The sequence below is a fragment of the Salipiger sp. genome (assembly GCF_048261495.1).
GTDB lineage: Bacteria > Pseudomonadota > Alphaproteobacteria > Rhodobacterales > Rhodobacteraceae > Salipiger.
Genome location: NZ_JBLXFX010000004.1, coordinates 50,838 through 76,945, shown reverse-complemented (window position 1 = coordinate 76,945; position 26,108 = coordinate 50,838). Strand labels below are relative to the sequence as shown.

The window sequence follows — 26,108 nt, the reverse complement described above, 5'->3', positions numbered from 1 at the left end:
GTGTTAAGCGTTCCTTTCCGAGGGTCTCATGCCAGAGCTGAAGCAGATCGAAGTGCGCGGTGCGCGCGAACACAATCTCAAGAACATCGACGTGGATATTCCGCGCGACGAGCTTGTGGTGATCACCGGGCTGTCGGGGTCGGGGAAATCCTCGCTCGCCTTCGACACCATCTATGCCGAGGGTCAGCGCCGCTACGTGGAATCGCTGTCGGCCTATGCGCGGCAGTTCCTCGACATGATGGAAAAGCCCGACGTGGACCATATCTCCGGCCTCAGCCCGGCGATCTCCATCGAGCAGAAGACCACCTCGAAGAACCCGCGTTCCACGGTCGGCACCGTGACCGAGATCTACGACTACCTGCGCCTGCTCTTCGCCCGTGTCGGCACGCCCTACAGCCCCGCCACCGGCCTGCCCATCGAGGCGCAGCAGGTGCAGGACATGGTCGATCGCGTGATGGCGATGGAGGAGGGCACCCGCGGCTACCTGCTTGCCCCGATCATCCGCGACCGCAAGGGGGAGTACCGCAAGGAATTCCTCGAACTGCGCAAACAGGGTTTCCAGCGCGTCAAGGTCGACGGCCAGTTCCACGAGCTCGACGAGCCGCCGACGCTGGACAAGAAGTTCCGTCACGACATCGACGTGGTCGTCGACCGCATCGTCGTGCGCGAGGGGCTGGAAACCCGGCTGGCGGATTCCTTCCGCACCGCGCTGGACCTCGCATCGGGGATCGCCGTGCTGGAAACCGCGCCGCGCGCCGAGGAGGGGGCCGAGCCCCCCGAACCCGAGCGCATCACCTTTTCCGAGAATTTCGCCTGCCCGGTCAGCGGTTTCACCATCCCCGAGATCGAACCGCGGCTGTTCTCGTTCAACGCCCCCTTCGGTGCCTGCCCGGATTGCGACGGGCTCGGGGTCGAGCTCTTCTTCGACGAACGCCTCGTGGTGCCGGATGTGACGCTGAAGGTGTCGGACGGCGCCATCGCGCCCTGGCGCAAGGGCAAGTCGCCCTATTTCCTCCAGACCATCGAATCCATCGCCAAGCACTACGGTTTCAAGAAATCCAGCCCCTGGAAGGACTTGCCGGAGAACGTCCGGAATGTTTTCCTGCGCGGTTCCGGCGAGGAGGAGATCCGCTTCCGCTATGACGAGGGCGGCCGGGTCTACCAGGTGGACCGGGTCTTCGAAGGCGTCATTCCCAACATGGAACGCCGCTACCGCGAAACGGATTCAAGCTGGGTCCGCGAGGAATTCGAGCGCTACCAGAACAACCGCCCCTGCGGCACCTGCCACGGTTTCCGCCTGCGCGAAGAGGCGCTGGCGGTCAGGATCGCCGATCTGCACATCGGTCACGTGGTGCAGATGTCGATCAAGGAGGCCCATGCCTGGATCGAAACCGTACCGGGGCGCCTGTCGGGACAGAAGAACGAAATCGCCCGCGCCATTCTCAAGGAAATCCGCGAACGTCTTGGATTCCTGAACAATGTCGGGCTGGAATATCTCACCATGTCGCGGGCGGCGGGCACGCTTTCTGGCGGCGAAAGCCAGCGCATCCGGCTGGCCTCGCAGATCGGCTCCGGGCTGACCGGGGTGCTCTACGTGCTCGACGAACCCTCGATCGGGCTGCACCAGCGCGACAACGACCGGCTGATCGGAACCCTGAAATCCCTGCGCGATCAGGGTAATACGGTGATCGTCGTCGAACATGACGAGGACATGATCCGACAGGCCGACTACGTCTTCGACATCGGTCCCGGCGCGGGTGTGCACGGCGGGCAGGTGGTGAGCCACGGCACCCCCCGTGCCATCGCCGACGATCCGGCGAGCCTCACCGGCCAATACCTTGCGGGATCACGGGAAATCCCGGTTCCCACCGACCGGCGCAAGGGCAGCGGCAAGAAGCTGACGGTGGTCAAGGCGACGGGCAACAACCTCAAGTCCGTGACCGCCGATTTCCCGCTGGGCAAGTTCGTCTGCGTGACCGGCGTGTCCGGCGGCGGCAAATCCACGCTCACCATCGAGACGCTCTACAAGAATGCCGCCATGCGTCTCAACGGCGCGCGCGAAACCCCGGCCCCCTGCGAGACAATCAAGGGGTTCGAGCATCTGGACAAGGTCATCGACATCGACCAGCGCCCCATCGGGCGGACTCCGCGTTCGAATCCGGCCACTTATACCGGGGCCTTCACGCCGATCCGCGACTGGTTCGCGGGCCTCCCCGAGGCCAAGGCGCGCGGCTACAAGCCGGGGCGCTTCAGCTTCAACGTGAAGGGCGGCAGGTGCGAAGCCTGCCAGGGCGACGGTGTCATCAAGATCGAGATGCACTTCCTGCCCGATGTCTACGTGGAATGCGAGACCTGCAAGGGCCAGCGCTACAATCGCGAAACGCTGGAAGTTCGCTTCAAGGGCAAGAGCATAGCCGACGTTCTTGATATGACGGTCGAAGAGGCGCAGGGCTTTTTCCAGGCCGTTCCCAGCATCCGCGAAAAGATGGATGCGCTGATGCGCGTGGGGCTGGGCTATATCAAGGTCGGCCAGCAGGCGACGACGCTTTCGGGCGGCGAGGCGCAGCGCGTGAAGCTGTCCAAGGAGCTGGCGAAACGCTCCACCGGGCGCACGCTCTACATCCTCGACGAGCCGACGACCGGCCTGCATTTCGAGGATGTGAAGAAGTTGCTGGAGGTGCTGCACGAACTGGTCGAGCAGGGCAATTCCATGGTGGTGATCGAACACAACCTCGATGTCATCAAGACTGCCGACCACATCATCGACATCGGCCCCGAAGGCGGGGACGGCGGCGGCGAGATCGTCGCCACCGGCACGCCCGAGCAGGTGGCCGAAGAGGATCGCTCCCATACCGGGCGGTATCTCAAGACGATGCTGTCCGCCCGGAAGGTCGCCGCGGAATAGCCTCCTCCAAGGACGCAAAAAAGGGCCGTATCACGGGGTGATGCGGCCCTTTTCTCATGTCGCGTGTCGCTCAGTTCAGCAGCGAGGAAATGGCCCCGATCACGTTCAGAACCTGGCGTGTCTCCGGGTCGACGCGATAGATGATGTCGTCGTTCCGGTAGTAGGTATAGGCGGGCGACAGCCCGTAGCGGGACGGGTCGCGGATGATGATGCGGTCGCCGTCGTAGCGGTCGCCGACCTGGTAATGATGGATGACGCGGACTTCCTCGCGGTCCCGGTCACGGTCGTGATCGTGGTCACGGCGGATGTCCATCTTCTTGGCCAGGCCCGGCGGCATGCAGGCGGCGTTCTTCTTGGCCAGACCGGGCGGGCAGCCCTTGGGAGCGGCGGAAGCGGCCATCGGCATGGCAAGGGCGGCGGCGGACAGCGCGACGAAGGTGATGTGGCGGAACATGGAAGTCTCCTTATCCTGTCTCTGTATCACGTACCCAACGCCCGGTCCCGTCGCAGGGTTTCCCGATTTCCGGTTCATGCGCGGCATCGTGCCGACGTCCGGATCACTCGGACCAGTCGGGCGGGCGCTTTTCGAGGAAAGCCGAAATGCCTTCGTCCGTGTCGCGCCAGAGCATGTTCTCGACCATGATCCGCCCGGTGTGCTCATAGGCTTCGGCCAGGGTCATCTCGCCCTGCTCGTAGAAGGCGCGCTTGCCGATGCGCACCGCGGCAGAGAGCTTGGCCGCGACCTGTTCCGCCAAGGCCTGCGTTTCGCGGGCCAGAGCCTCCTCCGGGACGACCCGGTTGACCAGCCCCATGCCGCGCGCCTCCTGTGCGTCGACGAACCGGCCGGTGCTCAGCATCTCGAAGGCCTGCTTGGCGGGGACATTGCGTGTCAGCGCGACCATCGGAGTGGAGCAGAACAGGCCGATATTCACCCCGTTGACGCCGAAGCGCGTGCCCTCGGCAGCCACGGCCATGTCGCAACTCGCCACCATCTGACAGCCCGCCGCGGTGGCGATGCCGTGGACCTGCGCGATGACCGGCTGGGGCAGGCGGCGCAACCCGGTCATCACGCGCGCGCAGCGGGCGAAGAGATCGGCGAACGCCGCGGCGCCCCTGTCCTCGGCCTGACGCGCCGCCTGCATCTCCCCGAGATCGTGCCCGGCGCAGAACGCCCGTCCGGCCCCGGACAGGATCACGACGCGGACGGCGCGATCCTCGGCCAGGGCGTCGATCTGGTCCTGCAGCGCGGCGAGCATGGCGTCGGACAGGGCGTTGAGCTTCTCCGGCGCGTTCATGCGCAGATGCGCGACCCCGTCGGTGACGTTCCGTTCCAGCAATGCCATCTTGTCCTCCCGTTCCTGTTCGGCGCAGTCTAGCGGTCGTTGAGGGAAGGGGAAGAGATGGGTTTCGCGACATGGGGTTGAAGTTCACGGTCGAAAGCATGACCGCGTTTCTGGACGAGGTGTTTCCGCAGGTCGACGGCATGTTCGGCATCGACCGTCTGGAGGAGGGGCTGGTCGTGATGCGCCTGTTTGCGCACGAGCGGCACCTGCGGCCCGGCGGCACGGTCTCGGGACCGGCGATGTTCGCGCTGGCGGATGTGGCGGCCTATGTCGCGACGATGGCGCCGATCGGCCCGCAGGCGCTGGCCGTGACGACGCATTGTTCCATCGACTTCATGCGCAAGCCCGCGGCTGGCTGTGATGTGCTGGCCGAAGCGCGGGTGCTGAAGCAGGGCCGGGCGCTTTGCGTCATCGACGTGCTGCTCCATTCGGAGGGCGACCCGGCGCCCGTGGCCCACGCCTCCCTGACCTATTCGATTCCGCCGGCCCGCTGAGGGGGCGGCAGGATTCCGGCGAAAGATCGCGGCACGGGACGCGGGACGAAAAAGGGGCGCGGGGAATGCCCGCGCCCACAGGAAGAGGTTCCGACAGGCCGGGGAATCAGCCCTGCCAGAACTTGCGGCGCGCTTCCGTATAGGCCGCGTGCCGTTCCAGACCGACATCACGCAGGATGTGTTCATCGAGCTGTTTCAACGCCTTGCGCGTTCGCGACAACTCGGACCAACGGGCCAGGGCCACCGCTGCGCGCAACGCCACTGCCGAAAGCAGCGGCAGGGGGGACTGCGCTCCGAGATAGGCGAGTTGCGGGGCATGGGCGGCGCGGGTCATTGGTCTTCTCCATTTTGTATCGGTACAATTTGCTTGCTATGTGCCGTTTATTGATACATTGTCCTAAAATGACCGTCGAGAAAAACATTGTCACCGATACAATCTCCGAACTCTTCGCAACGCAGGAGGAGGGGCCCAAGTACCGGGCCCTGGCCGTCGCGCTGCGGGGCGGGGTCCGCTCCGGCAAGCTGGCGGCGGGCACGCGACTGCCTCCGGTGCGCGAGCTCGGCTGGCGGCTGGGGATGACGCCGGGCACCGTGGCGCGGGCCTATACCATCCTCACCGACGAGGGCACGCTGGTGGCCGAGGTCGGTCGCGGCACCTTCGTGCAGGGACAGGCGCCGTCGCCGCCGCTGATCGAGGGATTCCGCCGGCTCGAGACCCTCGACACCGCGCCGCTGGTCAGCCTCTTTACCGCACGGATTCCGGATCTGGGGCAGGTGGCGCTGATCCAGGACTGTTTCGCGGCGATCATGGCCGATCCCGGCAAGGCGCTGCTGGACTACCCCAGCGCCCGCGCCTTCGCCCCCGCGCGGCAGGCGGTCGTGGACTGGATGGCGGGCGTGCCGCTCGGCCCGGTGCAGCACGAGGACGTGGTGCTGTCGCACGGCGCGCAGAGCGGGATATCGCTGGTGATGCAGGCGGTCCTGCGGGGGCGCCGTCCGGTGGTCCTGGTCGAGCAGCTGAGCTACCCGGGCTTTCGCCGCGCGGCCGAATTGATGCGGGCCGAGATTGTACCCGTTCCGATGGACGAGCAGGGCATTGTACCCCGCGCGCTGGAGGATCTCGCCCGCAAGCACGAGGCGCAGCTGCTTTGTACCTCGCCCGAGCTGCACAATCCGACCTCTCTGGTCACGCCACCCGCGCGGCGGCGCGAGATTGCCGAGGTCGCGCGGAGCTGCGATTTTCACATCCTCGAGGATGACAGCACCTTTCTCGGCGAGGGGCGCAGCGAAACCTACCGCGCGTTGCTTCCGGACCGTGGCTGGTTCGTGTCGTCGATCTCCAAGACCCTGACCCCTGCGCTGCGCGTCGGCTTTGCCATCGCCCCGCAGGCGCGGAGGGGCGATCTGCGGCGCGTGGCGGAATACGGCTTCTTCGGGCTGGCGCGGCCGCTCGCCGACCTGATCGAGGAGATGCTGCGGCGCCCCGAGACCCGCGCCATCGTGCGCGCGGTCCGGCAGCGCAACAGCGATTACGTGCGCGCGACCGTCAATGCGCTCGGCGGGCACGACCTGCACTGGCACGAGGAGGCGCCCTTTGTCTGGCTGCGCCTTCCGGCGGGCTGGCGGGCGGCGGCCTTCTGCCTGGCCGCCGAGGCGCAGGGGGTGCAGGTGCGCGCGGCCGAGGAATTTGCCCTGCGCGACAGTTTCGCCCCCCATGCGGTGCGGATCGGGATGAACGCCCAGGTGCCGCTGCCCGCCTTCGAGGACGCGCTCGGCCGCCTGCGCCGGCTGCTGGACGATCCGCCGGAGCAGATTCTGGTCTGAAAATGTGGGGTATCTAGATACCATAATTTCAAGACATTGAAATTGCTTATGTAATTCGGATTTGTGGTGCTTGACTGGGGATTTTGGGCGCGTATAACCCGCCAATCGGATTTGGGCCCCTCGCGGGCCTTTTCAACAAGTCTCAAGGGCAACCCACGATGAAAACTTTCTCTGCGACTCCGGCAGACATCGACAAGAAATGGATCGTGATCGACGCTGAAGGCGTCGTTCTCGGCCGTCTCGCCTCGATCGTCGCCATGCGTCTGCGCGGCAAGCACAAGGCCTCGTTCACCCCGCACATGGATATGGGCGACAACGTCATCATCATCAACGCCGACAAGGTGCAGATGACCGGCAAGAAGCGCGAGGAGCACTTCTACTGGCACACCGGCCACCCCGGCGGGATCAAGTCGCGCACCAAGGCGCAGATCCTCGAAGGCGCACACCCCGAGCGGGTCGTGGTCCAGGCCGTCAAGCGGATGCTTCCGGGCAACCGCCTGTCGCGTCAGCAGATGACCAACCTGCGCGTCTATGCGGGCACCGAGCATCCGCACGAGGCCCAGCAGCCCGAAGTGCTGGACGTCAAGTCGATGAACAAGAAAAACACCCGGGTGTAATCATGGCCGAACAGATCAATTCCCTGGAAGAGCTCGGCGCGGCGGCAGGTATCGAAACCGCCCCCGCAGTCATCGAAGCCCCTCGCGAGCCCGTCCGTGACGAGCTGGGCCGGTCCTACGCGACCGGCAAGCGGAAGGACGCGGTCGCCCGCGTCTGGATCAAGCCGGGTTCCGGCAAGGTCACCGTCAACGGCAAGGACCTTAACGTCTACTTCGCCCGCCCCGTGCTGCAGATGATCCTGCGCCAGGCGTTCTCGGTGGCCGGTGTCGAAGGTGAATTCGACGTCATGGCAACCGTCAAGGGCGGTGGCCTCTCCGGTCAGGCCGGCGCGGTCAAGCACGGCATCTCGAAGGCGCTGCAGCTCTACGATCCCGCGCTGCGTCCGGCCCTCAAGGCCGCAGGCTTCCTGACCCGCGACAGCCGCGTGGTGGAACGCAAGAAGTTCGGCAAGCGCAAGGCGCGCCGGAGCTTCCAGTTCTCCAAGCGCTGATACGTTTCACGATCAAGGCAAGGGGCCGTCCGTTCGGGCGGCCCTTTCGCATGTCGGCCCCTCAACCCAGCAGGTGGGCATGGGGCCAGAGCCGCGCCGCCTCGGGGATGCGGGACAGGATGGCGGCATAGTCGCCGGCGAAGGCGGGAAAGACCGCGCGGGCGAGGTCCGGCGGCAGCGACGCCGCGTTGGCCGCTTCGTTGACCCGCTCGGAGCCCGCATCGGCGCGGGCCGGCACCCCCGCGAAGTCCGAGAAGGCGGCGATCGTCCCGGGCCGGAACAGGCTTTCGAACAGCGTCAGGAACAGCCTGTCCTCGGGAAAGACCGCGTCGAGATTCGCGAGGGAGGTCGCATAGGGCACTTCGGATTCCGTGCCGCCCGGTCCGTAGCGTTCGACAAAGGCGTCGGCATCGCTCTGATCCGCGGGCAGCCGCCCCTTGCGGCGATGCATCCGGAGCGCCGACCAGGCGCGTTCGACGGGATCGCGCATGGAGAAGACCGCGCGGGTTTCGATGCCGTCGGCGGCAAGACGGTCCCGGATCATCGCGAGGGTATCGGCGGAGAGTCCGGCATAGCCGGGGGTGATGTCGCCGGTCAGCGTGATCCCGGGGCGGCCGAGGATGTTTCGGAAATACGCGAAATAGCGATCGGGGTCCGATTGCAGCGCGTGGCGGAACATCTCGCCGCGCACGGGAAGGTGCAGCGCCCTGGCCAGGGCGTATTCGGCGCGGCGCAGCGGCGAGGGGGCGGCAATCCGGTAGCGGGCATTGGCGGGCAGGGTGATCGCGTCCCAGATCTGCATCTCGCCCATGCGGCCCATGTCGGCGCCGGGGCTGTCGCCGAGATAGCGACGGATCCACGTCGTGCCGGATTTCGCGGCGCCGGTGCAGAGGAGAAAGGTCTTTTTCGTCATTGGTGCGCTCCGGCCGGGGCGGGTTGCGGTTTGTCGTCGTCGCATCGGGGGCGCTGCCCCTCTTGGCCTGCGGCCAATTCACCCCGGGATATTTCGGGCCAGAAGAGGCCGGGTCGTGAGTCAGCGGTCGGGCGGGATCAGGCCGAGGCCGCGCAGGTAGATGCCGATGCCGGATTCCAGCAGGTCTTCGGGCGGGAAGGGAGAGCGGGTTCCGGGCGAGTTGCGCGCGAAGAGCTCCACGACGCCGTGCGACAGGGCCCAGATATGGGCCGAGAACATCGCGGCGGGCGGGCGCTTTTCCGGCGGGATGTGGGAGGAGAGTTCGGCGGCGGCCTTTTCCAGAACGCCGCGGGCGCGGGCCGAGATTGCCGCGAGTTCTGGGGAGTGGTTCACGGAGATGCCGGATTCGAACATGGCGATGTAATGGCCGGGGTGGCGCCGCGCGAAGGCGAGATAGGCGCGGCCCGTTGCCTCGAAGGCGGAGAGGGCCGAGGGCTGGCCGCTGTCATAGGCGTATTGCATGACATCGGCGAAGATCTCGTATCCCTGGCGGGCGGCCTCGGCGATGAGGTCCTCGCGGCCCTCGAAATGGCGGTAGACGGCGGCGGGGGTGACGCCGGCCTGCTTTGCCGCCTCGGACAGGGTGAAGCCGGTCGGGCCCTTTTCCTCGATCAGGCCGAGGGCCGCGTCGACCAGCGCCTGCCGGAGATTTCCGTGGTGGTAGCCGCGTTTACCCATCCCATAACTCGGGACCGCCGGCGATCTGCGTGTCCGGAGCGCCGAGGGCCTTGGCGGTCTTGTTGTCGTAGTCGAGATGGCTCAGCACGTGGCGGATCGCGGCGAGGCGGGCGCGCTTCTTGTCGTCGGAGCGGATCACGGTCCAGGGCGCCTCGGAGGTATGGGTGCGGCTGAGCGTTTCTTGGATGGCGGCGCTGTAGGCGTCCCATTTCTTGAGACCCTCGGCGTCGATCCAGCTCAGTTTCCACTGTTTCAGCGGATCGCTTTCGCGATCGAGGAAGCGGCGGAGCTGTTCGGCGCGCCCGACGTTCAGCCAGAACTTGAAGAGGCGGATGCCTTCCTCGACCAGCATCTTCTCGAAATCGGGGGTCTGGGCGAAGAAATGTTCGCGCTGTTCGTTGGTGCAGAAGCCGAAGACCGGCTCGACCACGCCGCGATTGTACCAGCTGCGGTCGTAGAACACGATTTCGCCGGCGGCCGGGAGATGGTCGATGTAGCGCTGGAAGTACCATTGCGTGGCCTCGGTGTCCGAGGGTTTGGAGAGCGCCACCACGCGGGCGCCGCGCGGGTTCAGGTTTTCGCGGAAGCGCTTGATCGTGCCGCCCTTTCCGGCGGCGTCGCGGCCTTCGAAGACCATGACGATGCGCTGGCCGGTCGCCTTGGCCCAGCTCTGCATCTTGACCAGTTCGATCTGGAGCTTTTCCATCTCCTTCTCGTAGGCCTTTTTCTTCATTTCCTCCGAATAGGGATAGGAGGTCGACAGGATCTCGTCCTTGTCGGCGCGACGGATGGCGTGGCGGATGTCTTTCGGGGCGTCGTTTTCGAAAAAGGCGGAGATGGCGCCGTCAAAGGGAAGGGTCAAGACTGCAGTCCTGTCTGTTGATTTGTCTGACAATATGGGTTGTGAACACGATCAACGCAAACCCGCGCTTGCGGCCACGCGGTCGATGGCGGCGTCCATTTCGGCGATGGCGACGTGCTGGGGCATGTGGCCGATGCCGGGCAGGATGGTGAGCGCGGCGCCGGGGATCTCGCGCGCCAGCGGGACGGAATGGACGGCGTGGCTGACGATGGTGTCGGCATCGCCGTGCAGGATCTCGGTCGGGACGCGGATCGAGGGGTAGAGCGGCTGCTGCGCGACGATCTCGGCCAGCAGGCCGGCCCGTTGCAGCGCATTGGCGCGCAGGGTGGCGCGGCGCAGGGTCAGGCCGGGGGCGATGTGTTCGGCATAGCCTTCGGGCGCGCTTTGCGGGGTGAAGACATCCTCGACGCTGGCGGTGACGATCCGTTCTGGCACCCAGGCGGTGATCAGGGGAATGACCGCGCGGCCGAGCGGGCCGGAGGTGACCTTGTAGAAGGTCGAAATGCCGGTGTCCCAGGGCCGCGAGACGGCGGCGAGCAGCACGAGGCCGGAGAGGGCGTCGGGGTGATGCACGGCCCAGGCGAGGGCGACGCCGCCGCCGTAGGACTGGCCGACGAGGATGGGTGCCTCGGCCCCGAGCCGCGCGGCCGCCGCGGACAGGAGCGCGGCCTGGTCGGCGAGGCTGTCGCCGTCCTCGGACAGCGCCGGGGTCCGGCCGAGCCCCGGGCGGTCGAAGGCGATGACCCGGTATCGGTCCGAGAGCCGCGCCACGGCGTCGAAGGTCCAGTCGCGCAGGTTGCCGGAGGCGCCGTGGATCAGCACGAGGGGCGGGCCGTCACCGGCTTCGACGTAATGCACCGGGTGGCCGTCGACCTCCACGACCTTGCCGACGGGGGGCCAGCGCCGTTCGGCCCGCGCCTCGGCGCGCCCGGCCTTCCAGAGGGTGACGCCGTAGCCTGCGACGAGCAGGATCAGAAGCGATATCAGGATCCTGATTGCCACGGGTCAGGGCCTTTCGGAGCGGCGCCAGTCGGTGGAATCGATCCCGATCCGGGCAAGGTCGAAGGGGGTGGTCTGGTAGATCTCGTTGATCCAGTTGCCGTAGAGCAGGTGGGCATGGCTGCGCCAGCGGTTCTGCGGCACCTTCGACGGATCGTCGCCGGGATAGTAGTTCGCGGGTACGTTGATCGGTTTGCCGGAGGCGACATCGCGGTCGTATTCCTCCTTCAGCGTGCCGCTGTCGTACTCGAAGTGGTTGAAGACGTAGAGCGCGCGGTGGCAGGGGTCCTCGACCAGCGCGGGGCCGGTTTCCGGGCTGTCGATCAGCACGGGCAGTCCGGCGGCCTCGACCTCGGCCCGGCGGACCTCGGTCCAGCGCGACACCGGCATCACCATGTCGTCCGAGAACCCCCTCAGAAAGGGCGAGGCCGGGGCGAGGTTGCTGTGCCGGACGCAGCCGAAGGCCTTGGCGTCGAGCATGTGTTTCGGCACTCCGTGAAAATACGAAATCATCGCCATGCCGCCCCAGCAGACGCCGAAGGTGGCGTGCACATGGGTCTGGGTCCATTCGAAGACACGGGTCAGTTCGTCCCAGTAGGTCACGTCCTCGAAGGGCATGTGTTCGATCGGGGCGCCGGTGATGATGAGACCGTCGAACTTCTCTCCCGTCGCCTCGACCTCGGCGAAGGGGCGGTAGAAGGTCTCCATGTGCTCGGCGGCGGTGTTCTTGGTCTGATGCTCGCTCATGCGGATCAGCGAGAATTCGATCTGCAAGGGCGTCGCGCCGATGAGCCGGGCGAACTGGTTCTCGGTCTGGATCTTTTTCGGCATCAGGTTGAGAAGCGCGATGCGGATCGGCCGGATGTCCTGTTTCGACGCCGCATCTTCCGGCATGACCATGACGCCCTCGCGGGTGAGGACATCGAAGGCGGGCAGGTCGGAAGGCAGTTTGATGGGCATCGGACACGATCTCTTTCGGGACGCCACAGATAGGGCAGGTCCGGGATCAGCACAAGCGTTGCGCGGTGGCCGCAGAATCGCCGAAGATCGGGGGAGGTGTCGAAAAGGGAGATCGACCATGAGGGGACGTATCGCGGCTCTGCTCTGCGCGCTCTGGACGGGGGCGCCGCTCTTGGCGCAGGAGGATCCGATGGTGATGCAGCGCTGCGTCTGGGCCTGCCTTGCCAACAACGGGCCGAACACCAATCCGGCCTATCATGCCTGCGTGCAGCGCGTCTGTGTCGAGGGGGCGAAGCCGACCTCTTCGGTGCCGCAGAAGGGCGCGACCTGGGGGGGCGGTGCGCTCGACGGCGGGCGCACGCGCTATGCCGGGATCGACACGCCGAACGGGCTGCGCGGGCTCTACTATTTCTGCAACCGCTCCGGGCGCAGCGAGCTCATGATCGCGGGGGTCCCGCCGCGCGCTTCCTCCTACGAGATCGAGGTCGGCGGCAAGCGTTTCGCCTTCCGATTCGCCCCGACGAAGAACGGCGTGGCGGCGACGGTCCCGGCGGGCCACGCGGTGTTTTCGGCCCTGCGCGGCGGCAGCGCCGTGAAGATCAGCCAGCAGGGCGGACCCGAGCGGATCGGTCTGAAGCTCGCGGGGTCCTCCGGGGCGCTCGGCGCCGCGATGGGCGGCTGCCGGTAGCCTCGTTCACGCCGGGAGCGCGGCGGCGATGATCTCGACGAAATCGGCCTCGTCGCGCACGGTCGCCATGTCCGAGGCCTCGACCGTAACGCCCCAGTTGCGGGCCATCGCCTCGTAGCGCGGCTGGCGGTGGGCCAGGGCGCGGGCATAGGTCCAGCGGATGAAGCCGTCGGGATCGACCCGCGCCTCGTCCACGCCCTTTTCGGCGAGGTATTCTTCCCAGCAGGCGTTGAGGAATTCCGGCTGGTAGGCCATGGGCTTGGGGGCCTTGTCGAAGCGGCGGATCAGCTCTTCGGTATGGGCCTCGGTGCCGCGGATCCAGACCGGAAGCGCGACGCGCGACAGCTCGGTCAGGATGGGGTCTTCGGGATCGTCGGCATCGACCCATTCGCAGATCGACCCGCCGGTGTCGCAGATGAAATGCGGATAGCCGTAGAGATCCTCGGCCCGGTCGATGAAATAGCCGGTGCCGAGCAGCGCCCGTTCCTCGGCGCGGCGGAACTGTTCCTGGCGGCGCCGGTAGGTGTCCATCGGCAGCCCGCCGAGCGCGGGATCGCCCGGTTTGCCGAGGTAGGTCGACACCGGCGTGAGGTTGCGGAAGGTGATGTTTGAGCCGATGTAGATCGAATCCGTCAGCAGCAGTTCGCGCAGGAAGGGGTTCTTCATCGCCTCGCGCTTGGCGTTGTCGGCGATGTATTCCCCCATGTACCGGGTGCCGATGCGGTAATCGATCGAGTAGTGGAACCACCCGCCCGCATCGCGCAGCATCGAGGAGACATGAGTCTTGCCCAGCCCCGACATGGCAAAGAGCACCACGCGCCTGCGCGGTGCGGCGCGCCAGTCGTCGGCGGTCTGGTAAAGCATGATCCGGCCCCCTGAATCTGATCCGGGCCAGAGCTACAGGCGCGCGCGGGCGGCGTCAAACCCGACGCGCGGGGGCGAGGCGGCGCACCAGCCGCCCGTCGAGCACCGCAAGGCCCGTCGCCAGCAGCGCGAACCCGGCATAGGCGCCGTGCGACAGCTCTTCGCCCCGGACCAGCGCGCCGAGGGTGATCGCGACCGGGGGAATCATCAGCGTCACCAGCATGAGGTTGCCGGACCCCGCCATCGCCAGCACGCGGTAGTAGAGCAGGTAGGCAAAGGCGGTCGCGATCAGCGCGTAGAAAACCACCGCCCCCCAGACCCTCGCGGAGAGGTCGAGCGAAGGCAGGCCTTCGCTCAGCGCGGTGATCGGCAGCATCAGCAGCGCCGCCCCGGTCAGCATCCCGGCCGAGGCCACCAGCGGGTGCAAGCCGCGCAGGTGCACCCGCGCCCAGGCCCCGGCGAGCGCATAGCAGAGCGTGCCCGCCAGCACGGCAAGCTGCGCCAGCGAGGTGAGGTCGAGGCCCGACAGGGTCTCGGCGCCGATGGCGGTGACCACCCCGGCAAAGCCGAGACCGACCCCGATGCCGCGCCGCAGGGTCAGCCGCTCGTCCGCGAAGACGAGGGCGGCGACGATCACCCCGAACACCGCCGTCGTGGCGTTGAGGATCGAGGTAAGTCCGGTCGGGATGTGCAACTGACCCCAGGCCATGAGCGAGAACGGCAGTACGCAGTTGAGCAGCCCCATCACCAGCAGGGCGCGCCAGGTGCGCGCCGTCGCGGGCAGCGGCAGGCGCCCCGCCAGCACCACCACCCAGAGCGCGACGGCGGCAATGCCGACCCGCAGCAGGACGGAGCCGAAGGGCGCGATCTCGTCGAGGGCGATGCGCACCGCGAGGAACACGCCGCCCCAGATCAGGGCGAGCAGGGCAAGTTCGGCAAAGGCGCGGGGGGTGAGCTGGGGCGATGTCATGGCCGAAGTCCTAGAGCGCGGCGCACGAAATCGCGATCCGGATTTTGCGCAATGTCAACGAAAACGCCCGGCCGCGGGGGGCCGGGCGCGCCGCAAGGTTCCGGTGAGGTTCAGAACTTGAATGCCACCTTCAGACCGATGCCGAGGGCGCTGTTGTCCTCGAACTTCGTGGCCGGCGCGAAGGGGCCGACGCGGGTCTCGGTATCGCCGATCCAGGCGTATTGCACGCCGCCGGAAATCTCCATGTTGTCCATGGTGTAGCTGGCGCCGAGCCGCAGCGCCCAGAAGCCGTCCTTGGGCCCGAGGTTCGAGGCATAGTTGCCGTTCGCCGGCTCGTAGCTGACCGCGACGGAGCCGGCCCATTTCTCGTTGAAGCGGCGCCCGACGCCCAGCGTGTAGGTCACCGTGTCGTCCTCGTAGGAGACCAGCGGCTGCCCGCCCAGGCGCGGATCGAGATAGGCCTTGGGAGAGATGTCGAATTCCGACCAGTCGACCCAGCGCACGCTGCCGAACAGCAGGGTGTCGGCGGCGATGCCGGTCTGGAACTCCAGGTTGACCGACTGCGGCGAATCCACGCTGGTCGTGCTCGACACGTTGCCGAGCGCGGTGGTCTCGGTCGTGGAAAGCTCGTGCCGGATGCGCGAATTGTAGGTCAGCGCGACCCGCAGCGCGATGTCGGGCATCTCGTAGGCGACGCCGATCAGGTAGCCCAGCCCGGTGTCGGACTTGCCGTCGGCCTCGTAGGGCGTGCCGGGCGCGGTGACGCCGGGCAGCGGCGCGCCGGTCAGCGGGTTGACCCCGGCGACGAAGGGGATCGTCGCCTTCGCCCCGAGGCTCTGGTAGCGCAGGCCGCCGTGCACGCTGAAGCGGTCGGTCAGCTTGTACTTCAGCACCGCCGTCAGGGCCCAGGAATCGAGCTCGGCGGTGGAGCCGGCGGCGAAGTAGGTCCGGCTGCTGGAATAGTCGACATCGGCGCCGTAGGGCTGATCGTAGATCAGCGCAAAGGCGAGCCGGTCGTTGATGTCGTATTTCACGGCCGCGCCGAAGCTGAGATAGTTCTCGGACATGTTGCCCGAGCTGGTTCCGAGCAGCGGCGTGGCCGCCTTGCCGGAAATCTCGGGGCGCACGCTGCCGAACGTCAGCTCTGCGCGGTTGCCCTGCTCGTAGACGAGCATGACGGATTGAGCGGTGCGCTCGACACCGCCGGCCTGGGCGATCCCTGCGCTCATCAACAGGGCCGTAGCCCCGCAAACTGCGGATTTCATGGTTGTCCTCTTCCCTCGAAAAAGTTCTCCTCCGGGGCCAAGTATCGGCTCACGAAATCGTGGGTCAATCTTTGACGGCACGTCAGCCTCGGTTCGCGCCGTAACGTCACATCCTTGTCATGCCGAGCGGGATTCGCGCAGGATATTGTAATAATTCGCCGCGAAAATGATCCCGGCGCCGAGGAAGACCCAAGGGTCGAGCGGTTCGGCATAGAGCAGCATCCCCGCCAGCGCGATGACCGGCAGGCGGGTGAAGTCGATCGGCATGACCACCGCAGCGGGTGCGAGGGACAGCGCCGTCGTCAGGCAGAAATGCGCCACCAGCCCGGCCAGCGCGATGATCACCACGAAGGGCCAGCTGCTGGCGGCGGGAAAGGCGATGTCGCCGTCGTAGCCCGCGCAGATCAGCCCGAACACGGCCTGGGTCAGCGTCAGCCAGAACAGGATGCAGAGGATGGTCTCGCTCCGCGTCAGTTTGCGGGTGAAGACGGCGGACCCGGCAAAGCCGAGCGCCGCCATCGCCGCCGCCACGAGGCCGAAGCTGAAGGTTTCGGGCGAGGGGCGGGTGACCACGAGGATGCCGACGAAGCCGATCGCCGCCGCGATCACGCGGGGTTTCGTCAGCCGTTCCCCCAGCACCAGCGTCGACAGCAGGATCGCCCAGAGCGGCGCGGTGAATTCCAGCGCGAAAACCTGCGCCAGCGGGATCACCGTGATGGCGAAGAACCAGAAGTTCTGGCCGGTGAAATGGCAGAGGTTGCGCACGATCTGCAGCCCCATGTGGCGCGTCGTGATCTCGTGCAGGCGGCCGGTCGCGGAAATGCCGATCACCACCAGGGCAAAGCCGATGAGCGAGCGGTAGAGCATGATCTCGAAGGTATCGAGATCGAGGCTCACCGCGCGCCCCGCGAGCGCCATCGAGGAAAACGACACGATGGCGCCGATCATCCAGAGACAGGCCTTGAGGGTCTGGCCGGGATGGGCGGGGGTGGCGGTCTGTGCACTCATTCTTCGGATACCTTGTAATCCCGCGGCCAGGCGGCGGTGAGGGTGAACCAGTCCGAGCCGCGGGTGCGCGTCTGATGCGCCTCGAAGGCGGCGCGGTCCCGGAACAGTTCGTCGACGGTGAAACGACACGGCGCCGACTCGCCGACCTCGAATGCCAGGCACCCCGGTTCGGCCCGCGTCAGGCGGATGTGTTCGGGCAGGGCGGCGCGCACCCCGGCGGCAGCCTCGGGCGGGCAGGTCATGGTGCCGCGAAGGCGGATGCGGGTCATGCCGGTGGCTCCGGATCGGGGGGCGCGCAAAGCTGCGGAATGCGGGCGCGGATCTCGTCCGTGTCGCATTCCCACCAGGGAGAGGCAAGCAGCGCCGCGATGGTGGGCGCGTCGAAGCGCCGGCGCAGCGGCACGGCGGGGTTGCCGGCGACGATCTCGTAGGGCGCGACGTCGCGCACCACCACCGCATGGGCCGCCACCACCGCGCCGGGGCCGATGGTGACGCCGGAGAGGATGACCGCCCCGGTGCCGAGCCAGACATCCGCGCCGATGGTCACGTCGCCGCGCGTGGCCGGATGGCCGGGCACCGGCGCGGCCGGAAAGGCCTCGCGCGCGACATGGCCGAAGGGGTAGGTGGTGATCCAGTCGGTGCGGTGATTGCCGCCGAGAAGCACCGTCACCCCCTCGGCGATCGAACAGAAGGCGCCGATGGTCAGCGCGGCGCCCTCGTTCCATTGCCGCACGATCAGCCCGCCGTGCCCGTAGGTGAAGCGCCCGATGGCGATGTCGCTCTTCCCGACGCGGAACCGCTGCTCCCGCGCCTCGGGGCGCAGGGCGACGGGCTTGCGCAGGCCCAGACGTTTCAGCCAGCGCGCGGCGCCGCGATGGCGCGCGCGCTCGACGTGTTCCTGCAGGGTGCGGGCCATCGGCGTCTCCTCTCCGGGCGGAGAGTGCCGCCGCTGGCGGGAAACGGCAAGACCGCGCCGACCGGAAGGATCAGGCCGGCATCAGCCCGCTTTTCCGAGCCTTGGCAGGCGCTTGGGTCTGTTCGTATTCCTTGCGCCAGACCCATTCGTCGCGCTCGTAATCGTCCAGCGCCTCGCGCAGCTTGCGCACGCGGTCGGTCTGGTGTTCGACCCGCGCCAGCGAAATCCCCAGGCCGATGGCCGCCACGGCCGCCGCCACGGTGAACACCGCGCCGAGGGTGGTCCAGCCCACGGCGGGCGCCGCGACCACCAGCGTCAGCGTCGCCGCGCCGCAGAGGTCGCGGGTCCGCTTGAATTCGGCCAGGTTTCGTTCCGCGCAGCGCACCCGCTCCGAGGTCTGGTCCACCAGCCGGCGGGACTTCTCGATCAACGAGCGGATGCGTTCACTTGCTTCGCCGGAGCGGCCGGCGATCCCGGCCTCCCGCGGCGGATCGCCGGGAGCATGGCGCCAGAGCGCCTGGATGGCGATATTGTAGGAAAATGCCGTCGCGACCAACGCGCCGACCAAAGCAATCGACAACAGGGCAAACATGTCTCGGTCCCCCGAAATTCATCAGATAATGGCTTCAGTCTATCACTTGTGACGTAACGGAACAGTCCGGAATCCCGGACCTATTCCCACTCGATCGTGCCCGGTGGTTTCGAGGTCACATCGTAGGTCACCCGGTTGATTCCCTTGACTTCGTTGATGATCCGCGTCGCGGTCTCGCCGAGGAATTCATGGCTGAACGGGTAGTAATCGGCGGTCATGCCGTCGACCGAGTTCACCGCCCGCAGCGCGCAGGCGTAATCGTAGGTGCGCCCGTCGCCCATCACGCCCACGGTCCGCACCGGGAGGATTGCGACGAAGGCCTGCCAGATCTCGTCGTAGAGCCCGTGCTTGCGGATCTGGTCGATGTAGACCGCGTCCGCCTTGCGCAGGATCTCGAGCTTTTCGCGGGTGATCTCGCCGGGGCAGCGTATGGCAAGGCCGGGGCCTGGGAAGGGATGGCGCCCGATGAAGCTTGCCGGCAGGCCGAGTTCGGCGCCCAGCGCGCGCACCTCGTCCTTGAACAGCTCGCGCAGCGGCTCGACCAGCTTCAGCCCCATCTTTTCCGGCAGGCCGCCGACGTTGTGGTGGCTCTTGATGGTGACCGAGGGCCCGCCCGAGAAGCTGACCGATTCGATCACGTCGGGATAAAGCGTACCCTGGGCGAGGAATTCGGCACCGTCGATCTGGTCGGCGTATTTCTGGAAGACGTCGATGAACAGGCGGCCGATGATCTTGCGCTTGGTCTCGGGGTCGGAGACGCCGTCGAGCTCGCCGAGGAACAGCTCCTGTTCCTGCGCGTGGATGACCGAAAGGTTCATGTGATCGCGGAACATGCCGACGACCTCTTCCGCCTCGTTGAGGCGCAGCAGCCCGTGGTCGACGAACACGCAGGTGAGCTGGTCGCCCACGGCCTCGTGGATCAGCGCCGCCGCGACCGAGCTGTCGACCCCGCCGGAGAGCGCGCAGATGACCTTCTTGTCGCCGATCTGTTCGCGGATCATGCGCACCGCATCCTCGCGGTAGGCGCCCATGGTCCAGTCGCCGGTGAACCCGGCGTCGCGCACGAAATTCTCGTAGAGCGTCTTGCCGTTCGGGGTGTGGTGCACCTCCGGGTGGAACTGCACGGCATAGAAGCGGCGCGCGAGGTCGGCGGTGATCGCGAAGGGCGCGCCGGGGGAGGTGGCGTAGACCTCGAACCCCGGAGCGATTTCCGACACGTGGTCGCCGTGGCTCATCCAGACCTGCTCGCGTCCGGAGCCGTCGAGGAACCAGCCGCTCAGCAGGTCGATGCGGTCGTCCTTGGGCGTCACCCAGGCGCGGCCGAACTCCGCGGTGTGGCTCTGGCCCGCTTCGACCTTGCCGCCGAGATCCTGCATCATCACCTGCTGGCCGTAGCAGATCCCGAGGATCGGCACGCCCATCTCGTAGGCGGCTTTCGGCGGGCGGGGCGAGCCTTCGCGGCAGACGCTGTCGGGTCCGCCGGAGAAGATGATGGCCTTTGGGGCGAAGTCCTCGAGGAACGTCCCGGTGACGTTCTGGTAGGGGTGGATTTCGCAATAGACGTTCAGTTCGCGCAGACGGCGCGCGATGAGTTGCGTCACCTGGGAGCCGAAGTCGATGATGAGAAGGCGTTCGTGCTGGGTCATGCCGCTGCTTTAGGTCGCGCGCGCGGGCCGCGCAAGAGGCAGGCGCGCGGCCTCAGCCCATGGAGTCGGATTTGGCCCGCCCGCGCCTGCGGTTTCGGCGCCGGTCGTCGTGTTTGCTCCACAAGGCGACGGCGATTCCGGCGGCGATGTAGAGACCGCCCATCAGCAGCATGATCTCGCCGGGGATCGGCCCGGCATCGGCGCGGGTCAGCGCCTCGTCCAAGGAGGCAACCGGCGTCGGATGCACGGCGATCTTGCCGAGATAGGCCAGCGCCTGGATCAGGAGGATCCAGAGGTAGTTGCGCCGCACCCGCCGCCCGAGCGCGACCATGAAGGGCACGTGGTAGCGCGGGCGGAGGTAATCCTCGGCCAGGGTGCGTTGCCAGCCGTCCTCCATGTGGAGATCGCCCTCGGCCAGCATGGGGGCGTAGAAATGCACCTCCATCCAGCGGGCGCGGGCCCGCCAGACGTTGAAATAGCGGTAGCGGCGCGCTTCGAGCGCGAGGAAGAAGATGATGAGCACGCCGACCAGCACCAGGGGCAGGGGCGAGGCATCGGGGGCGGCGTAGGAGATCGAGAGCGCCACGCCCAGCGTGACCACCGCCCAGTTGGTCGTGGTGTCGAGCCGGGTGCGCCAGATCGTGCTGCGATAGACTTCGCCCCGGTAGAGATGCGCGGCGGCGCCAAGCTCTGCCGAGCTCAGCTCCTTGCGCGGTGTCGGTTCCGCGTCGATGGCATGGTCCTCCTGTCCACGCGGGCCGGATGGCCGCGTGGTCCCCGGGGACCATGATGCATGGCGGGCCGGCGCCGGTCAAATGCCGGGGCCGCACGGGATCATTCGATCTGGCTCAGCAGGTCGGGATCGGTGACCAGCTGGCGCACGCCGTGGCTGTGCGATTCCTCGAACACGTTGCCCATGGCCGCCCATGCGTCGAGCGACGAGATGTCGAGCCGCGCGCAGCGCGGGCGCACCGACCATGTCACCTGCATGGGCGAGCAGACGGCGCGGGTGTAGCCCGGCCCCGTGGTCGAGCCGCGGAACACCACGGGATTGCCGGTGCCGGTGGGCAGGGCGCGGGCCTGGTACTGGCCGTTGCGGACGGTGCCGAACCAGATGAAGTCCCGGAAATCCAGCGCATTGGGATCGTTCACCACGAGAAAGACCTGGCTTTCCACCCGGAGCTGCGGGTTCGAGCATCCCTCCGACAGGCAGGAGCCCAGACCCGGCCCCGGCTTGACGTTGCAGGTGGAATGAACCCAGTGCACCTCGATCGTATCGCCGGGTTCGACGCCCTGAAAGGTGCCGTGCCCGCCGTGCGGCCGGGTCAGTTCCGCCGGGCTCAGCTGGCTGCCGCCGGCGCATTTGAAGCCGCCGTTTTCCCCCGATCCGGCATAGATCGAAAACCCCGGTCCCATGTGTTCGGCATTGGTGTGGGTGTGGATGTTGCAGAGGTTCATCTCTTCCGGCGGGGGGGCGATGGAGTAGCGCGCGGGATTGCGGCCGTAGGTGTTGGAGATATCGCGCGGCGTCTGCGGACCGAACCCCCGGCAGATGCCCTCGGCCCCGGTGCCGGCCGGGGCAGCGGCCGGAACGGCGGCGGCATGGGACGCATCGTGCCCGCCGGATTCGGCCGCGGCGGCGGTTGCGGCCAGAAGGGCTGCGGCGGCAAGGCGCAGGCATGCGGCAAGGGTCGGTGTCATGGTCTGCCTTTCGATGGATCGCTGCCGGGACGATGGCGCAAAGCGCTGAAGAACGTCTTAAGCGCCTCAGTAGATCGCATCCGGCAGCGGCACCCGGTATTGCAGCCGCGCATGGCGGTCCTTCATCGCGCACCAGATGGCCAGCGCGATGAAGACCATCGCGTAATTGAGCCCCGAAGCGAGGATCACCCACCCCGGGATGGAGCCGACGGCCGCCCGGTCGCCGAATTCCGCCCAGCTTGCCACCGGAGTCGGATGCACGACCAGCTTCCCGAGGAAGGCGGCGATCTGGATCAGCATGATCCAGAGATAACTGCGTACCACGCGCCGCCCCATCGCATGCAGGTAGCTGATCTGGAATTCCGGCCTGAGATAGCTTTCGGCCATGCTGTCCTGCCAGCCGTCGCGCTGCTCCGCCTCGCCCCGGGTCAGGATGGGCGCGTACATGTTGTTCTCGAAGCTTCGGAACCGCGACCGCCAGAGATCGCAATAGCGGTAGCGCCGCGCCTCCAGCGTCAGGAAGAACAGGTTGGACACACCGACCAGCACCAGCGGCAGCGGCGAGGCAAAGGGAGAGGCATAGGAGATCGAGAGCGCCACGCCCAGCGTCACGACCGCCCAGTTGGTCGTGGTGTCGAGCCGCGTGCGCCAGACGGTGCAGCGATAGACCTCGCCCCGGTAGAGATGCGCCAGCGCGCCGAGTTCCGCATTGCCGAAGCCCGGTCGCGGCGCGTCATCCGCCACGGTCGGTGCCGGGGCCGCCGTGTCTTCGGTCCATCCGCCAGGCGATCCCTGGGTTTGTCGTGCATTCGCTGACATCTCTTTCCCTCAAGACTCCGGCCGCCATCCGCGCCCCTGTCCGCCCCCGGAACCCGGAGCCTAGGGCCCACGTGTTAAGGCGCCGATAACTCCGCCCGGTGCATCAGGGAAGAATGTGTCGGATTGTCCGCGTCCGGGCGGGCGGCGGCGCGCATGTCGCTTTTCCCCGCGATGCGCCGCAATCGCGCCAAAGGCGGCCGGGCGGAGGTAGTAACAAGGAAGAATCAGCCGGGCGCGTCGGGCGTGCCGGGTGCTGGGGGCAAACCGGAGGCAGGCATGACGGAAATGATGGCGCGCAAGCGGGGCCGGAGCGGCGGCGGCGCGGCGCGCAGGGCCGAACGCAGCGCTCCCGCGGTCGAGACGGCGAAATACATCGAACGCAATATCCCGCTCTATGACATCCTCGATGCCGAAGCGCTCGAGGCGATCGAGGCCCATGCCGACATCGTCCTGGAAGAGATCGGCGTCAATTTCGTCAACAATCCCGGAGCTCTCGCGCTGTGGAAGGCCGCCGGAGCGGACGTCGAGGGCGAGCGGGTCCGGATGCCCCGCGGCCTTGCCCGCGCGCTCTGCGCCACCGCGCCCGCGACCTTCACCCAGCACGCCCGCAACCCCGCGCGCAACGTCGAGATCGGCGGCCGCAACCTTGTCCTCGCCCCGGTCTACGGCCCGCCCTTCGTGCAGGACATCGAAGGCGGACGCCGCTATGCGACCATCGCGGATTTCCGCAATTTCGTGAAGCTCGGCCAGATGTCGAAATGGGTGCACCATTCCGGCGGTACGGTCTGCGAGCCGACCGACGTGGCGGTGAACAAGCGCCATCTCGACATGCTGCACGCCCATATGACGCTGTCGGACAAGCCCTTCATGGGCTCTGTCACCGAACCCGGCCGGGCGCAGGACAGCGTCGACATGTGCGGCATCCTCTTCGGCGAGGAGTTCGTGCAGAACAACACCGTGATGACCTCGCTCATCAACATCAACTCGCCGCTGACCTTCGACGACACGATGATGGGCGCGCTCGAAGTCTATGCGCGCAACAATCAGGCCTGCATCGTGTCGCCCTTCATCGTCGGCGGCGCGATGGCGCCGGTGTCGGTCGCGGGGACGCTGGTGCAGGTGCTGGCCGAGGTGATGGCGGGGGTCGCCTATTCGCAACTCGTCCGCAAGGGCGCGCCGGTGATCTTCGGCGCCTTCGTCACCTCCATCGACATGAACTCGGGCGCCCCCACATTCGGCACGCCGGAGGCCGCGCAGATCACCTACGGAGCAGGGCAACTGGCGCGGCGGATGGGGCTGCCCTACCGCTCGGCGGGGTCGTTCTGCGGATCGAAGCTACCCGATGCGCAGGCGGCCTACGAGACGGCGAACACGCTCAATGTCGGCCTGCTCTCCGGCGTCAATTTCATGCTGCATGCCTGCGGCTGGCTCGAGGGGGGGCTGGTGTCGTCCTACGAGAAATACGTGATGGATGCGGACCAGCTCGGCGCGCTGCACAAGATGGCGCGCGGCATCGCCGTGGATGCGGACTCGCTGGCGCTGGATGCGATCCGCGAGGTCGGGCCGGGGGGGCATTACCTCGGTTGCGCGCACACCCAGGCGAATTTCAAGACGGCGTTCTGGCGCTCGGATCTCTTCGATTACAAACCGTTCGAGACATGGAGCGAGGAGGGCGCGCGCGACACGATGGCGCTGGCCTCGGTGCGGGTGAAGAAGCTTCTGGCCGAATACCGCAAGCCCGAGCTCGATCCCGCGGTGGACGAAGCGCTGACGGCCTATGTGGCGCAGAAGAAGGCATCGGTCCCCGACAGCTTCCTCTGATCCCGGAAGGCCGGGCGATCGTTTCCGAATCGGAAACGACCGGCGATCACAGCCCGGCCTGAAACAGACGTGCCTCGCCCATCATGACGGCAAGGACCTCGACGTGGCGCGCCACCGAATAGCCCGCATCCGCGGCGCGGCGGCGCTCGTCCAGTTCGGCTTCGATCTCCATCAGCCGCATGATCGCCGCGCCCGAGCGCGGCAGCGGTCCGATGCCCAGAATGCGCGTCAGATGCGTGTCGCGGCGATAGTCGTCGGCCCCGAACCGCGCGGCGCGGATCAACAGGCGCGGACGGCGCAGGCTGTGCAGGATGGTGAGGATGTCTTGCATGGTCGTCTCCGGTCAAAGCGAAATCCCGGACATGCTGACACGGCGCAAACCGGTGTTGCGCGATGCTCCGGACGGCCGAACGCTTTGTTCAAGACTGTTTATAATTTGGGGATAATTTGTCTAACCACGGGCGATTGTTAACGAACAGGTAACAACCACACGCCTAGGTTGCGTCCAGCTTGGGGATAACTCTGTGGAACAATGATTGACTGAGGGGATGGCAAGATGATCTGCCGCAGTGACTGCGATCAACCGGACAGGCTTCCGTCCTGGGTTCCGGAAGACGCGAGGTTCTATCTCGCGCATACCGAAGGTGGAGAGGCGATCCGGAAGCTGGCCCGGGACGCGGGGCGCCATGCCTCGACGGTTCTGCGGCAGGTCCGGAAAATCGAAACGCTGCGGGACGACCCGCTTGTGGACGGTGCCCTGCGCCGGCTCGGAGCGCTGCGCCTCTGTGCCGAGGAGGCGCAATCCAAGAAGGAGACTGTGCGGATGATGGAGATTTCCCGGTCCGAAACGACACCCGATGCGGCCACCCTGACGCGCGAGGCCCGGCGCATCCTGCGGCGGCTGTGCGAAAGCGGCGCGGTGCTTGCGGTGGCGGCCGAAATGGAAAAGGCCGTGGTGGTGCGCGACACGGGCGAGGGCGGTTCGACCCGCACCGCCGTCGTCGATGCGCCGGTGGCGCAGGCCATGGCGCTGAAAGGCTGGATCGCCTGCGACAACCCGGGGCGGATCTCGCGCTATCACATCACCTCTGCGGGCCGGACCGCGCTGGGGCGGCTGATGGCGGAACAGGAAAGCAAGCTGCGCGGGTTCAACGAGGCCCAGGCCGGCTTCGACACCTCGGCGGCCGCCGAAGCGGCGATGGAGGCGGAAGAGGCCGATCCCCGCGGGCGCCGCCGCTACGTGGTCTCGGAAAGCCCGCTTCAGGGACTGGCACGGCGCCGCGACAAGGACGGCACGCCCTTTCTGTCCGAAGAGCTGGTCCGCGCCGGCGAGCGCCTGCGCGAGGATTTCGAGCTGGCGCAGATTGGCCACCGAGCGGCGCAGAACTGGGACCAGTTCCTGACCGCCGGCCTGCATCTCGGGCTGGTGACGGGGCAGGGGCGTGGCAGCGAGGGCGCGCGCCAGCGTCTGTCGGGCGCGCTGCGCGAACTGGGCCCGGGGTTGGGGGACGTGGCGCTGCAATGCTGCTGCTATCTCGAAGGGCTCGAAACCACGGAAAAGCGCATGGGGTGGGCCGCACGCTCGGGCAAGGTGGTGCTGCGCATCGCTCTGCAGCGGCTGCACCGGCACTACGAACGGACCATCGGCGCGGGTGGCGGCCTGATCGGCTGA

27 protein-coding genes and 1 pseudogene are annotated in these 26,108 nt (G+C 67.1%); 8 read left to right on the top strand and 20 right to left on the bottom strand.

What is annotated here, in order from left to right; all coding sequences use genetic code 11:
* The first annotated feature begins 28 nt into the window (after window positions 1–28).
* Entirely contained in the window at window positions 29–2,905 is a 2,877-nt protein-coding gene (uvrA, locus tag ACN0RJ_RS09600) for an excinuclease ABC subunit UvrA (protein ID WP_417724118.1), read from the top strand.
* A 70-nt stretch (window positions 2,906–2,975) separates the two neighbouring features.
* Here uvrA and ACN0RJ_RS09595 read toward each other — a convergent pair whose 3' ends face one another.
* Entirely contained in the window at window positions 2,976–3,359 is a 384-nt protein-coding gene (locus ACN0RJ_RS09595) for an excinuclease ABC subunit A (RefSeq protein WP_417724117.1), read from the bottom strand.
* A gap of 103 nt (window positions 3,360–3,462) precedes the next feature.
* Window positions 3,463–4,257: pseudogene (locus ACN0RJ_RS09590) on the bottom strand (enoyl-CoA hydratase); the annotation flags it as partial.
* Between the two features lie 62 nt (window positions 4,258–4,319).
* Here ACN0RJ_RS09590 and ACN0RJ_RS09585 point away from each other — a divergent pair.
* Window positions 4,320–4,742 (top strand): PaaI family thioesterase, encoded by a 423-nt coding sequence (locus ACN0RJ_RS09585; protein WP_417719154.1) that lies wholly within the window; start codon window positions 4,320–4,322, stop codon window positions 4,740–4,742.
* A 106-nt stretch (window positions 4,743–4,848) separates the two neighbouring features.
* Here the strand turns inward: ACN0RJ_RS09585 and ACN0RJ_RS09580 are convergent, their stop codons facing one another.
* On the bottom strand, window positions 4,849–5,076 hold the full coding sequence (locus ACN0RJ_RS09580) for a DUF1127 domain-containing protein (RefSeq protein WP_417719155.1): 228 nt from the start codon (window positions 5,074–5,076) through the stop codon (window positions 4,849–4,851).
* A gap of 68 nt (window positions 5,077–5,144) precedes the next feature.
* On the opposite strand from ACN0RJ_RS09580, the gene ACN0RJ_RS09575 reads away from it, so the two are divergent.
* The 3 genes from ACN0RJ_RS09575 (at window position 5,145) to rpsI (ending at window position 7,674) form a co-directional block, all read left to right on the top strand.
* Window positions 5,145–6,566, top strand: coding sequence for a PLP-dependent aminotransferase family protein (locus ACN0RJ_RS09575; RefSeq protein ID WP_417724116.1), 1,422 nt, complete (start codon window positions 5,145–5,147; stop codon window positions 6,564–6,566).
* Window positions 6,567–6,724: 158 nt separating this feature from the next.
* On the top strand, window positions 6,725–7,183 hold the full coding sequence (rplM, locus tag ACN0RJ_RS09570) for a 50S ribosomal protein L13 (RefSeq protein ID WP_417719157.1): 459 nt from the start codon (window positions 6,725–6,727) through the stop codon (window positions 7,181–7,183).
* Between the two features lie 2 nt (window positions 7,184–7,185).
* Window positions 7,186–7,674 (top strand): 30S ribosomal protein S9, encoded by a 489-nt coding sequence (gene rpsI, locus ACN0RJ_RS09565; protein ID WP_417724115.1) that lies wholly within the window; start codon window positions 7,186–7,188, stop codon window positions 7,672–7,674.
* A 61-nt stretch (window positions 7,675–7,735) separates the two neighbouring features.
* Here rpsI and ACN0RJ_RS09560 read toward each other — a convergent pair whose 3' ends face one another.
* From ACN0RJ_RS09560 to ACN0RJ_RS09540, 5 genes are all read right to left on the bottom strand, one after another.
* Window positions 7,736–8,587 (bottom strand): sulfotransferase family protein, encoded by an 852-nt coding sequence (locus ACN0RJ_RS09560; RefSeq protein ID WP_417724114.1) that lies wholly within the window; start codon window positions 8,585–8,587, stop codon window positions 7,736–7,738.
* Window positions 8,588–8,707: 120 nt separating this feature from the next.
* Window positions 8,708–9,325: a TetR/AcrR family transcriptional regulator gene (locus ACN0RJ_RS09555; protein WP_417719160.1), complete on the bottom strand. Its 618-nt coding sequence runs from the start codon at window positions 9,323–9,325 to the stop codon at window positions 8,708–8,710.
* Window positions 9,318–10,187, bottom strand: a complete 870-nt coding sequence (ppk2, locus tag ACN0RJ_RS09550) for a polyphosphate kinase 2 (protein ID WP_417724113.1) — start codon at window positions 10,185–10,187, stop codon at window positions 9,318–9,320. The genes ACN0RJ_RS09555 and ppk2 overlap by 8 nt, the downstream gene beginning before the upstream one ends.
* Window positions 10,188–10,238: 51 nt before the next feature.
* Window positions 10,239–11,189, bottom strand: a complete 951-nt coding sequence (locus ACN0RJ_RS09545) for an alpha/beta fold hydrolase (RefSeq protein WP_417724112.1) — start codon at window positions 11,187–11,189, stop codon at window positions 10,239–10,241.
* Window positions 11,190–11,192: 3 nt separating this feature from the next.
* Window positions 11,193–12,146 carry a homoserine O-succinyltransferase gene (locus tag ACN0RJ_RS09540; RefSeq protein WP_417719163.1) on the bottom strand — a complete coding sequence of 318 codons (954 nt, stop codon included), beginning with the start codon at window positions 12,144–12,146 and terminating at the stop codon, window positions 11,193–11,195.
* 118 nt (window positions 12,147–12,264) lie between these two features.
* Here ACN0RJ_RS09540 and ACN0RJ_RS09535 point away from each other — a divergent pair, with 118 nt between their 5' ends.
* Window positions 12,265–12,834, top strand: coding sequence for a hypothetical protein (locus tag ACN0RJ_RS09535; RefSeq protein ID WP_417724111.1), 570 nt, complete (start codon window positions 12,265–12,267; stop codon window positions 12,832–12,834).
* Between the two features lie 6 nt (window positions 12,835–12,840).
* Here ACN0RJ_RS09535 and ACN0RJ_RS09530 read toward each other — a convergent pair whose 3' ends face one another.
* The 11 genes from ACN0RJ_RS09530 to ACN0RJ_RS09480 form a co-directional block, all read right to left on the bottom strand.
* Entirely contained in the window at window positions 12,841–13,698 is an 858-nt protein-coding gene (locus ACN0RJ_RS09530) for an ATPase (RefSeq protein ID WP_417724110.1), read from the bottom strand.
* Between the two features lie 55 nt (window positions 13,699–13,753).
* A complete protein-coding gene (locus tag ACN0RJ_RS09525; protein WP_417724109.1) occupies window positions 13,754–14,668 on the bottom strand; it encodes a DMT family transporter in 915 nt (304 codons plus the stop codon).
* Window positions 14,669–14,778: 110 nt separating this feature from the next.
* Window positions 14,779–15,897, bottom strand: a complete 1,119-nt coding sequence (locus ACN0RJ_RS09520) for an OmpP1/FadL family transporter (protein ID WP_417724108.1) — start codon at window positions 15,895–15,897, stop codon at window positions 14,779–14,781.
* Between the two features lie 153 nt (window positions 15,898–16,050).
* A complete protein-coding gene (locus ACN0RJ_RS09515) occupies window positions 16,051–16,941 on the bottom strand; it encodes a DMT family transporter (protein WP_417724107.1) in 891 nt (296 codons plus the stop codon).
* Window positions 16,938–17,210: a putative quinol monooxygenase gene (locus ACN0RJ_RS09510; RefSeq protein WP_417719169.1), complete on the bottom strand. Its 273-nt coding sequence runs from the start codon at window positions 17,208–17,210 to the stop codon at window positions 16,938–16,940. The genes ACN0RJ_RS09515 and ACN0RJ_RS09510 overlap by 4 nt, the downstream gene beginning before the upstream one ends.
* A complete protein-coding gene (locus ACN0RJ_RS09505; RefSeq protein ID WP_417719170.1) occupies window positions 17,207–17,857 on the bottom strand; it encodes a CatB-related O-acetyltransferase in 651 nt (216 codons plus the stop codon). Before ACN0RJ_RS09505 ends, ACN0RJ_RS09510 begins: the two co-directional genes overlap by 4 nt.
* Before the next feature lie 70 nt (window positions 17,858–17,927).
* Window positions 17,928–18,449 carry a hypothetical protein gene (locus ACN0RJ_RS09500; protein WP_417719171.1) on the bottom strand — a complete coding sequence of 174 codons (522 nt, stop codon included), beginning with the start codon at window positions 18,447–18,449 and terminating at the stop codon, window positions 17,928–17,930.
* Window positions 18,450–18,529: 80 nt separating this feature from the next.
* Window positions 18,530–20,095, bottom strand: coding sequence for a glutamine-hydrolyzing GMP synthase (guaA, locus tag ACN0RJ_RS09495; RefSeq protein ID WP_417719172.1), 1,566 nt, complete (start codon window positions 20,093–20,095; stop codon window positions 18,530–18,532).
* 52 nt (window positions 20,096–20,147) lie between these two features.
* Window positions 20,148–20,828: a DUF2270 domain-containing protein gene (locus tag ACN0RJ_RS09490; RefSeq protein WP_417724329.1), complete on the bottom strand. Its 681-nt coding sequence runs from the start codon at window positions 20,826–20,828 to the stop codon at window positions 20,148–20,150.
* Window positions 20,829–20,929: 101 nt separating this feature from the next.
* Window positions 20,930–21,796 carry a delta-class carbonic anhydrase gene (locus tag ACN0RJ_RS09485; protein ID WP_417724106.1) on the bottom strand — a complete coding sequence of 289 codons (867 nt, stop codon included), beginning with the start codon at window positions 21,794–21,796 and terminating at the stop codon, window positions 20,930–20,932.
* A gap of 66 nt (window positions 21,797–21,862) precedes the next feature.
* A complete protein-coding gene (locus ACN0RJ_RS09480) occupies window positions 21,863–22,540 on the bottom strand; it encodes a DUF2270 domain-containing protein (RefSeq protein ID WP_417719174.1) in 678 nt (225 codons plus the stop codon).
* A gap of 351 nt (window positions 22,541–22,891) precedes the next feature.
* Here ACN0RJ_RS09480 and ACN0RJ_RS09475 point away from each other — a divergent pair, with 351 nt between their 5' ends.
* Entirely contained in the window at window positions 22,892–24,436 is a 1,545-nt protein-coding gene (locus tag ACN0RJ_RS09475) for a trimethylamine methyltransferase family protein (protein WP_417724105.1), read from the top strand.
* Window positions 24,437–24,482: 46 nt separating this feature from the next.
* Here ACN0RJ_RS09475 and ACN0RJ_RS09470 read toward each other — a convergent pair whose 3' ends face one another.
* The gene (locus ACN0RJ_RS09470; RefSeq protein WP_417719176.1) at window positions 24,483–24,767 is read right to left on the bottom strand and encodes a DUF6477 family protein; all 285 of its coding nucleotides are present in this window, start codon (window positions 24,765–24,767) and stop codon (window positions 24,483–24,485) included.
* 225 nt (window positions 24,768–24,992) lie between these two features.
* Here ACN0RJ_RS09470 and ACN0RJ_RS09465 point away from each other — a divergent pair, with 225 nt between their 5' ends.
* Window positions 24,993–26,108 (top strand): DUF6456 domain-containing protein, encoded by a 1,116-nt coding sequence (locus ACN0RJ_RS09465; RefSeq protein ID WP_417724104.1) that lies wholly within the window; start codon window positions 24,993–24,995, stop codon window positions 26,106–26,108.

What these genes read in the sequence shown, in the direction of transcription:
- uvrA (WP_417724118.1), top strand. Translation starts at nt 29, where the DNA reads ATGCCAGAGCTGAAGCAGATCGAAGTGCGCGGTGCGCGCGAACACAAT.
- ACN0RJ_RS09595 (WP_417724117.1), bottom strand. Translation starts at nt 3,359, where the DNA reads ATGTTCCGCCACATCACCTTCGTCGCGCTGTCCGCCGCCGCCCTTGCC.
- ACN0RJ_RS09585 (WP_417719154.1), top strand. Translation starts at nt 4,320, where the DNA reads ATGGGGTTGAAGTTCACGGTCGAAAGCATGACCGCGTTTCTGGACGAG.
- ACN0RJ_RS09580 (WP_417719155.1), bottom strand. Translation starts at nt 5,076, where the DNA reads ATGACCCGCGCCGCCCATGCCCCGCAACTCGCCTATCTCGGAGCGCAG.
- ACN0RJ_RS09575 (WP_417724116.1), top strand. Translation starts at nt 5,145, where the DNA reads ATGACCGTCGAGAAAAACATTGTCACCGATACAATCTCCGAACTCTTC.
- rplM (WP_417719157.1), top strand. Translation starts at nt 6,725, where the DNA reads ATGAAAACTTTCTCTGCGACTCCGGCAGACATCGACAAGAAATGGATC.
- rpsI (WP_417724115.1), top strand. Translation starts at nt 7,186, where the DNA reads ATGGCCGAACAGATCAATTCCCTGGAAGAGCTCGGCGCGGCGGCAGGT.
- ACN0RJ_RS09560 (WP_417724114.1), bottom strand. Translation starts at nt 8,587, where the DNA reads ATGACGAAAAAGACCTTTCTCCTCTGCACCGGCGCCGCGAAATCCGGC.
- ACN0RJ_RS09555 (WP_417719160.1), bottom strand. Translation starts at nt 9,325, where the DNA reads ATGGGTAAACGCGGCTACCACCACGGAAATCTCCGGCAGGCGCTGGTC.
- ACN0RJ_RS09540 (WP_417719163.1), bottom strand. Translation starts at nt 12,146, where the DNA reads ATGCCCATCAAACTGCCTTCCGACCTGCCCGCCTTCGATGTCCTCACC.
- ACN0RJ_RS09535 (WP_417724111.1), top strand. Translation starts at nt 12,265, where the DNA reads ATGAGGGGACGTATCGCGGCTCTGCTCTGCGCGCTCTGGACGGGGGCG.
- ACN0RJ_RS09530 (WP_417724110.1), bottom strand. Translation starts at nt 13,698, where the DNA reads ATGCTTTACCAGACCGCCGACGACTGGCGCGCCGCACCGCGCAGGCGC.
- ACN0RJ_RS09525 (WP_417724109.1), bottom strand. Translation starts at nt 14,668, where the DNA reads ATGACATCGCCCCAGCTCACCCCCCGCGCCTTTGCCGAACTTGCCCTG.
- ACN0RJ_RS09520 (WP_417724108.1), bottom strand. Translation starts at nt 15,897, where the DNA reads ATGAGCGCAGGGATCGCCCAGGCCGGCGGTGTCGAGCGCACCGCTCAA.
- ACN0RJ_RS09515 (WP_417724107.1), bottom strand. Translation starts at nt 16,941, where the DNA reads ATGAGTGCACAGACCGCCACCCCCGCCCATCCCGGCCAGACCCTCAAG.
- ACN0RJ_RS09510 (WP_417719169.1), bottom strand. Translation starts at nt 17,210, where the DNA reads ATGACCCGCATCCGCCTTCGCGGCACCATGACCTGCCCGCCCGAGGCT.
- ACN0RJ_RS09505 (WP_417719170.1), bottom strand. Translation starts at nt 17,857, where the DNA reads ATGGCCCGCACCCTGCAGGAACACGTCGAGCGCGCGCGCCATCGCGGC.
- ACN0RJ_RS09500 (WP_417719171.1), bottom strand. Translation starts at nt 18,449, where the DNA reads ATGTTTGCCCTGTTGTCGATTGCTTTGGTCGGCGCGTTGGTCGCGACG.
- guaA (WP_417719172.1), bottom strand. Translation starts at nt 20,095, where the DNA reads ATGACCCAGCACGAACGCCTTCTCATCATCGACTTCGGCTCCCAGGTG.
- ACN0RJ_RS09485 (WP_417724106.1), bottom strand. Translation starts at nt 21,796, where the DNA reads ATGACACCGACCCTTGCCGCATGCCTGCGCCTTGCCGCCGCAGCCCTT.
- ACN0RJ_RS09475 (WP_417724105.1), top strand. Translation starts at nt 22,892, where the DNA reads ATGACGGAAATGATGGCGCGCAAGCGGGGCCGGAGCGGCGGCGGCGCG.
- ACN0RJ_RS09470 (WP_417719176.1), bottom strand. Translation starts at nt 24,767, where the DNA reads ATGCAAGACATCCTCACCATCCTGCACAGCCTGCGCCGTCCGCGCCTG.
- ACN0RJ_RS09465 (WP_417724104.1), top strand. Translation starts at nt 24,993, where the DNA reads ATGATCTGCCGCAGTGACTGCGATCAACCGGACAGGCTTCCGTCCTGG.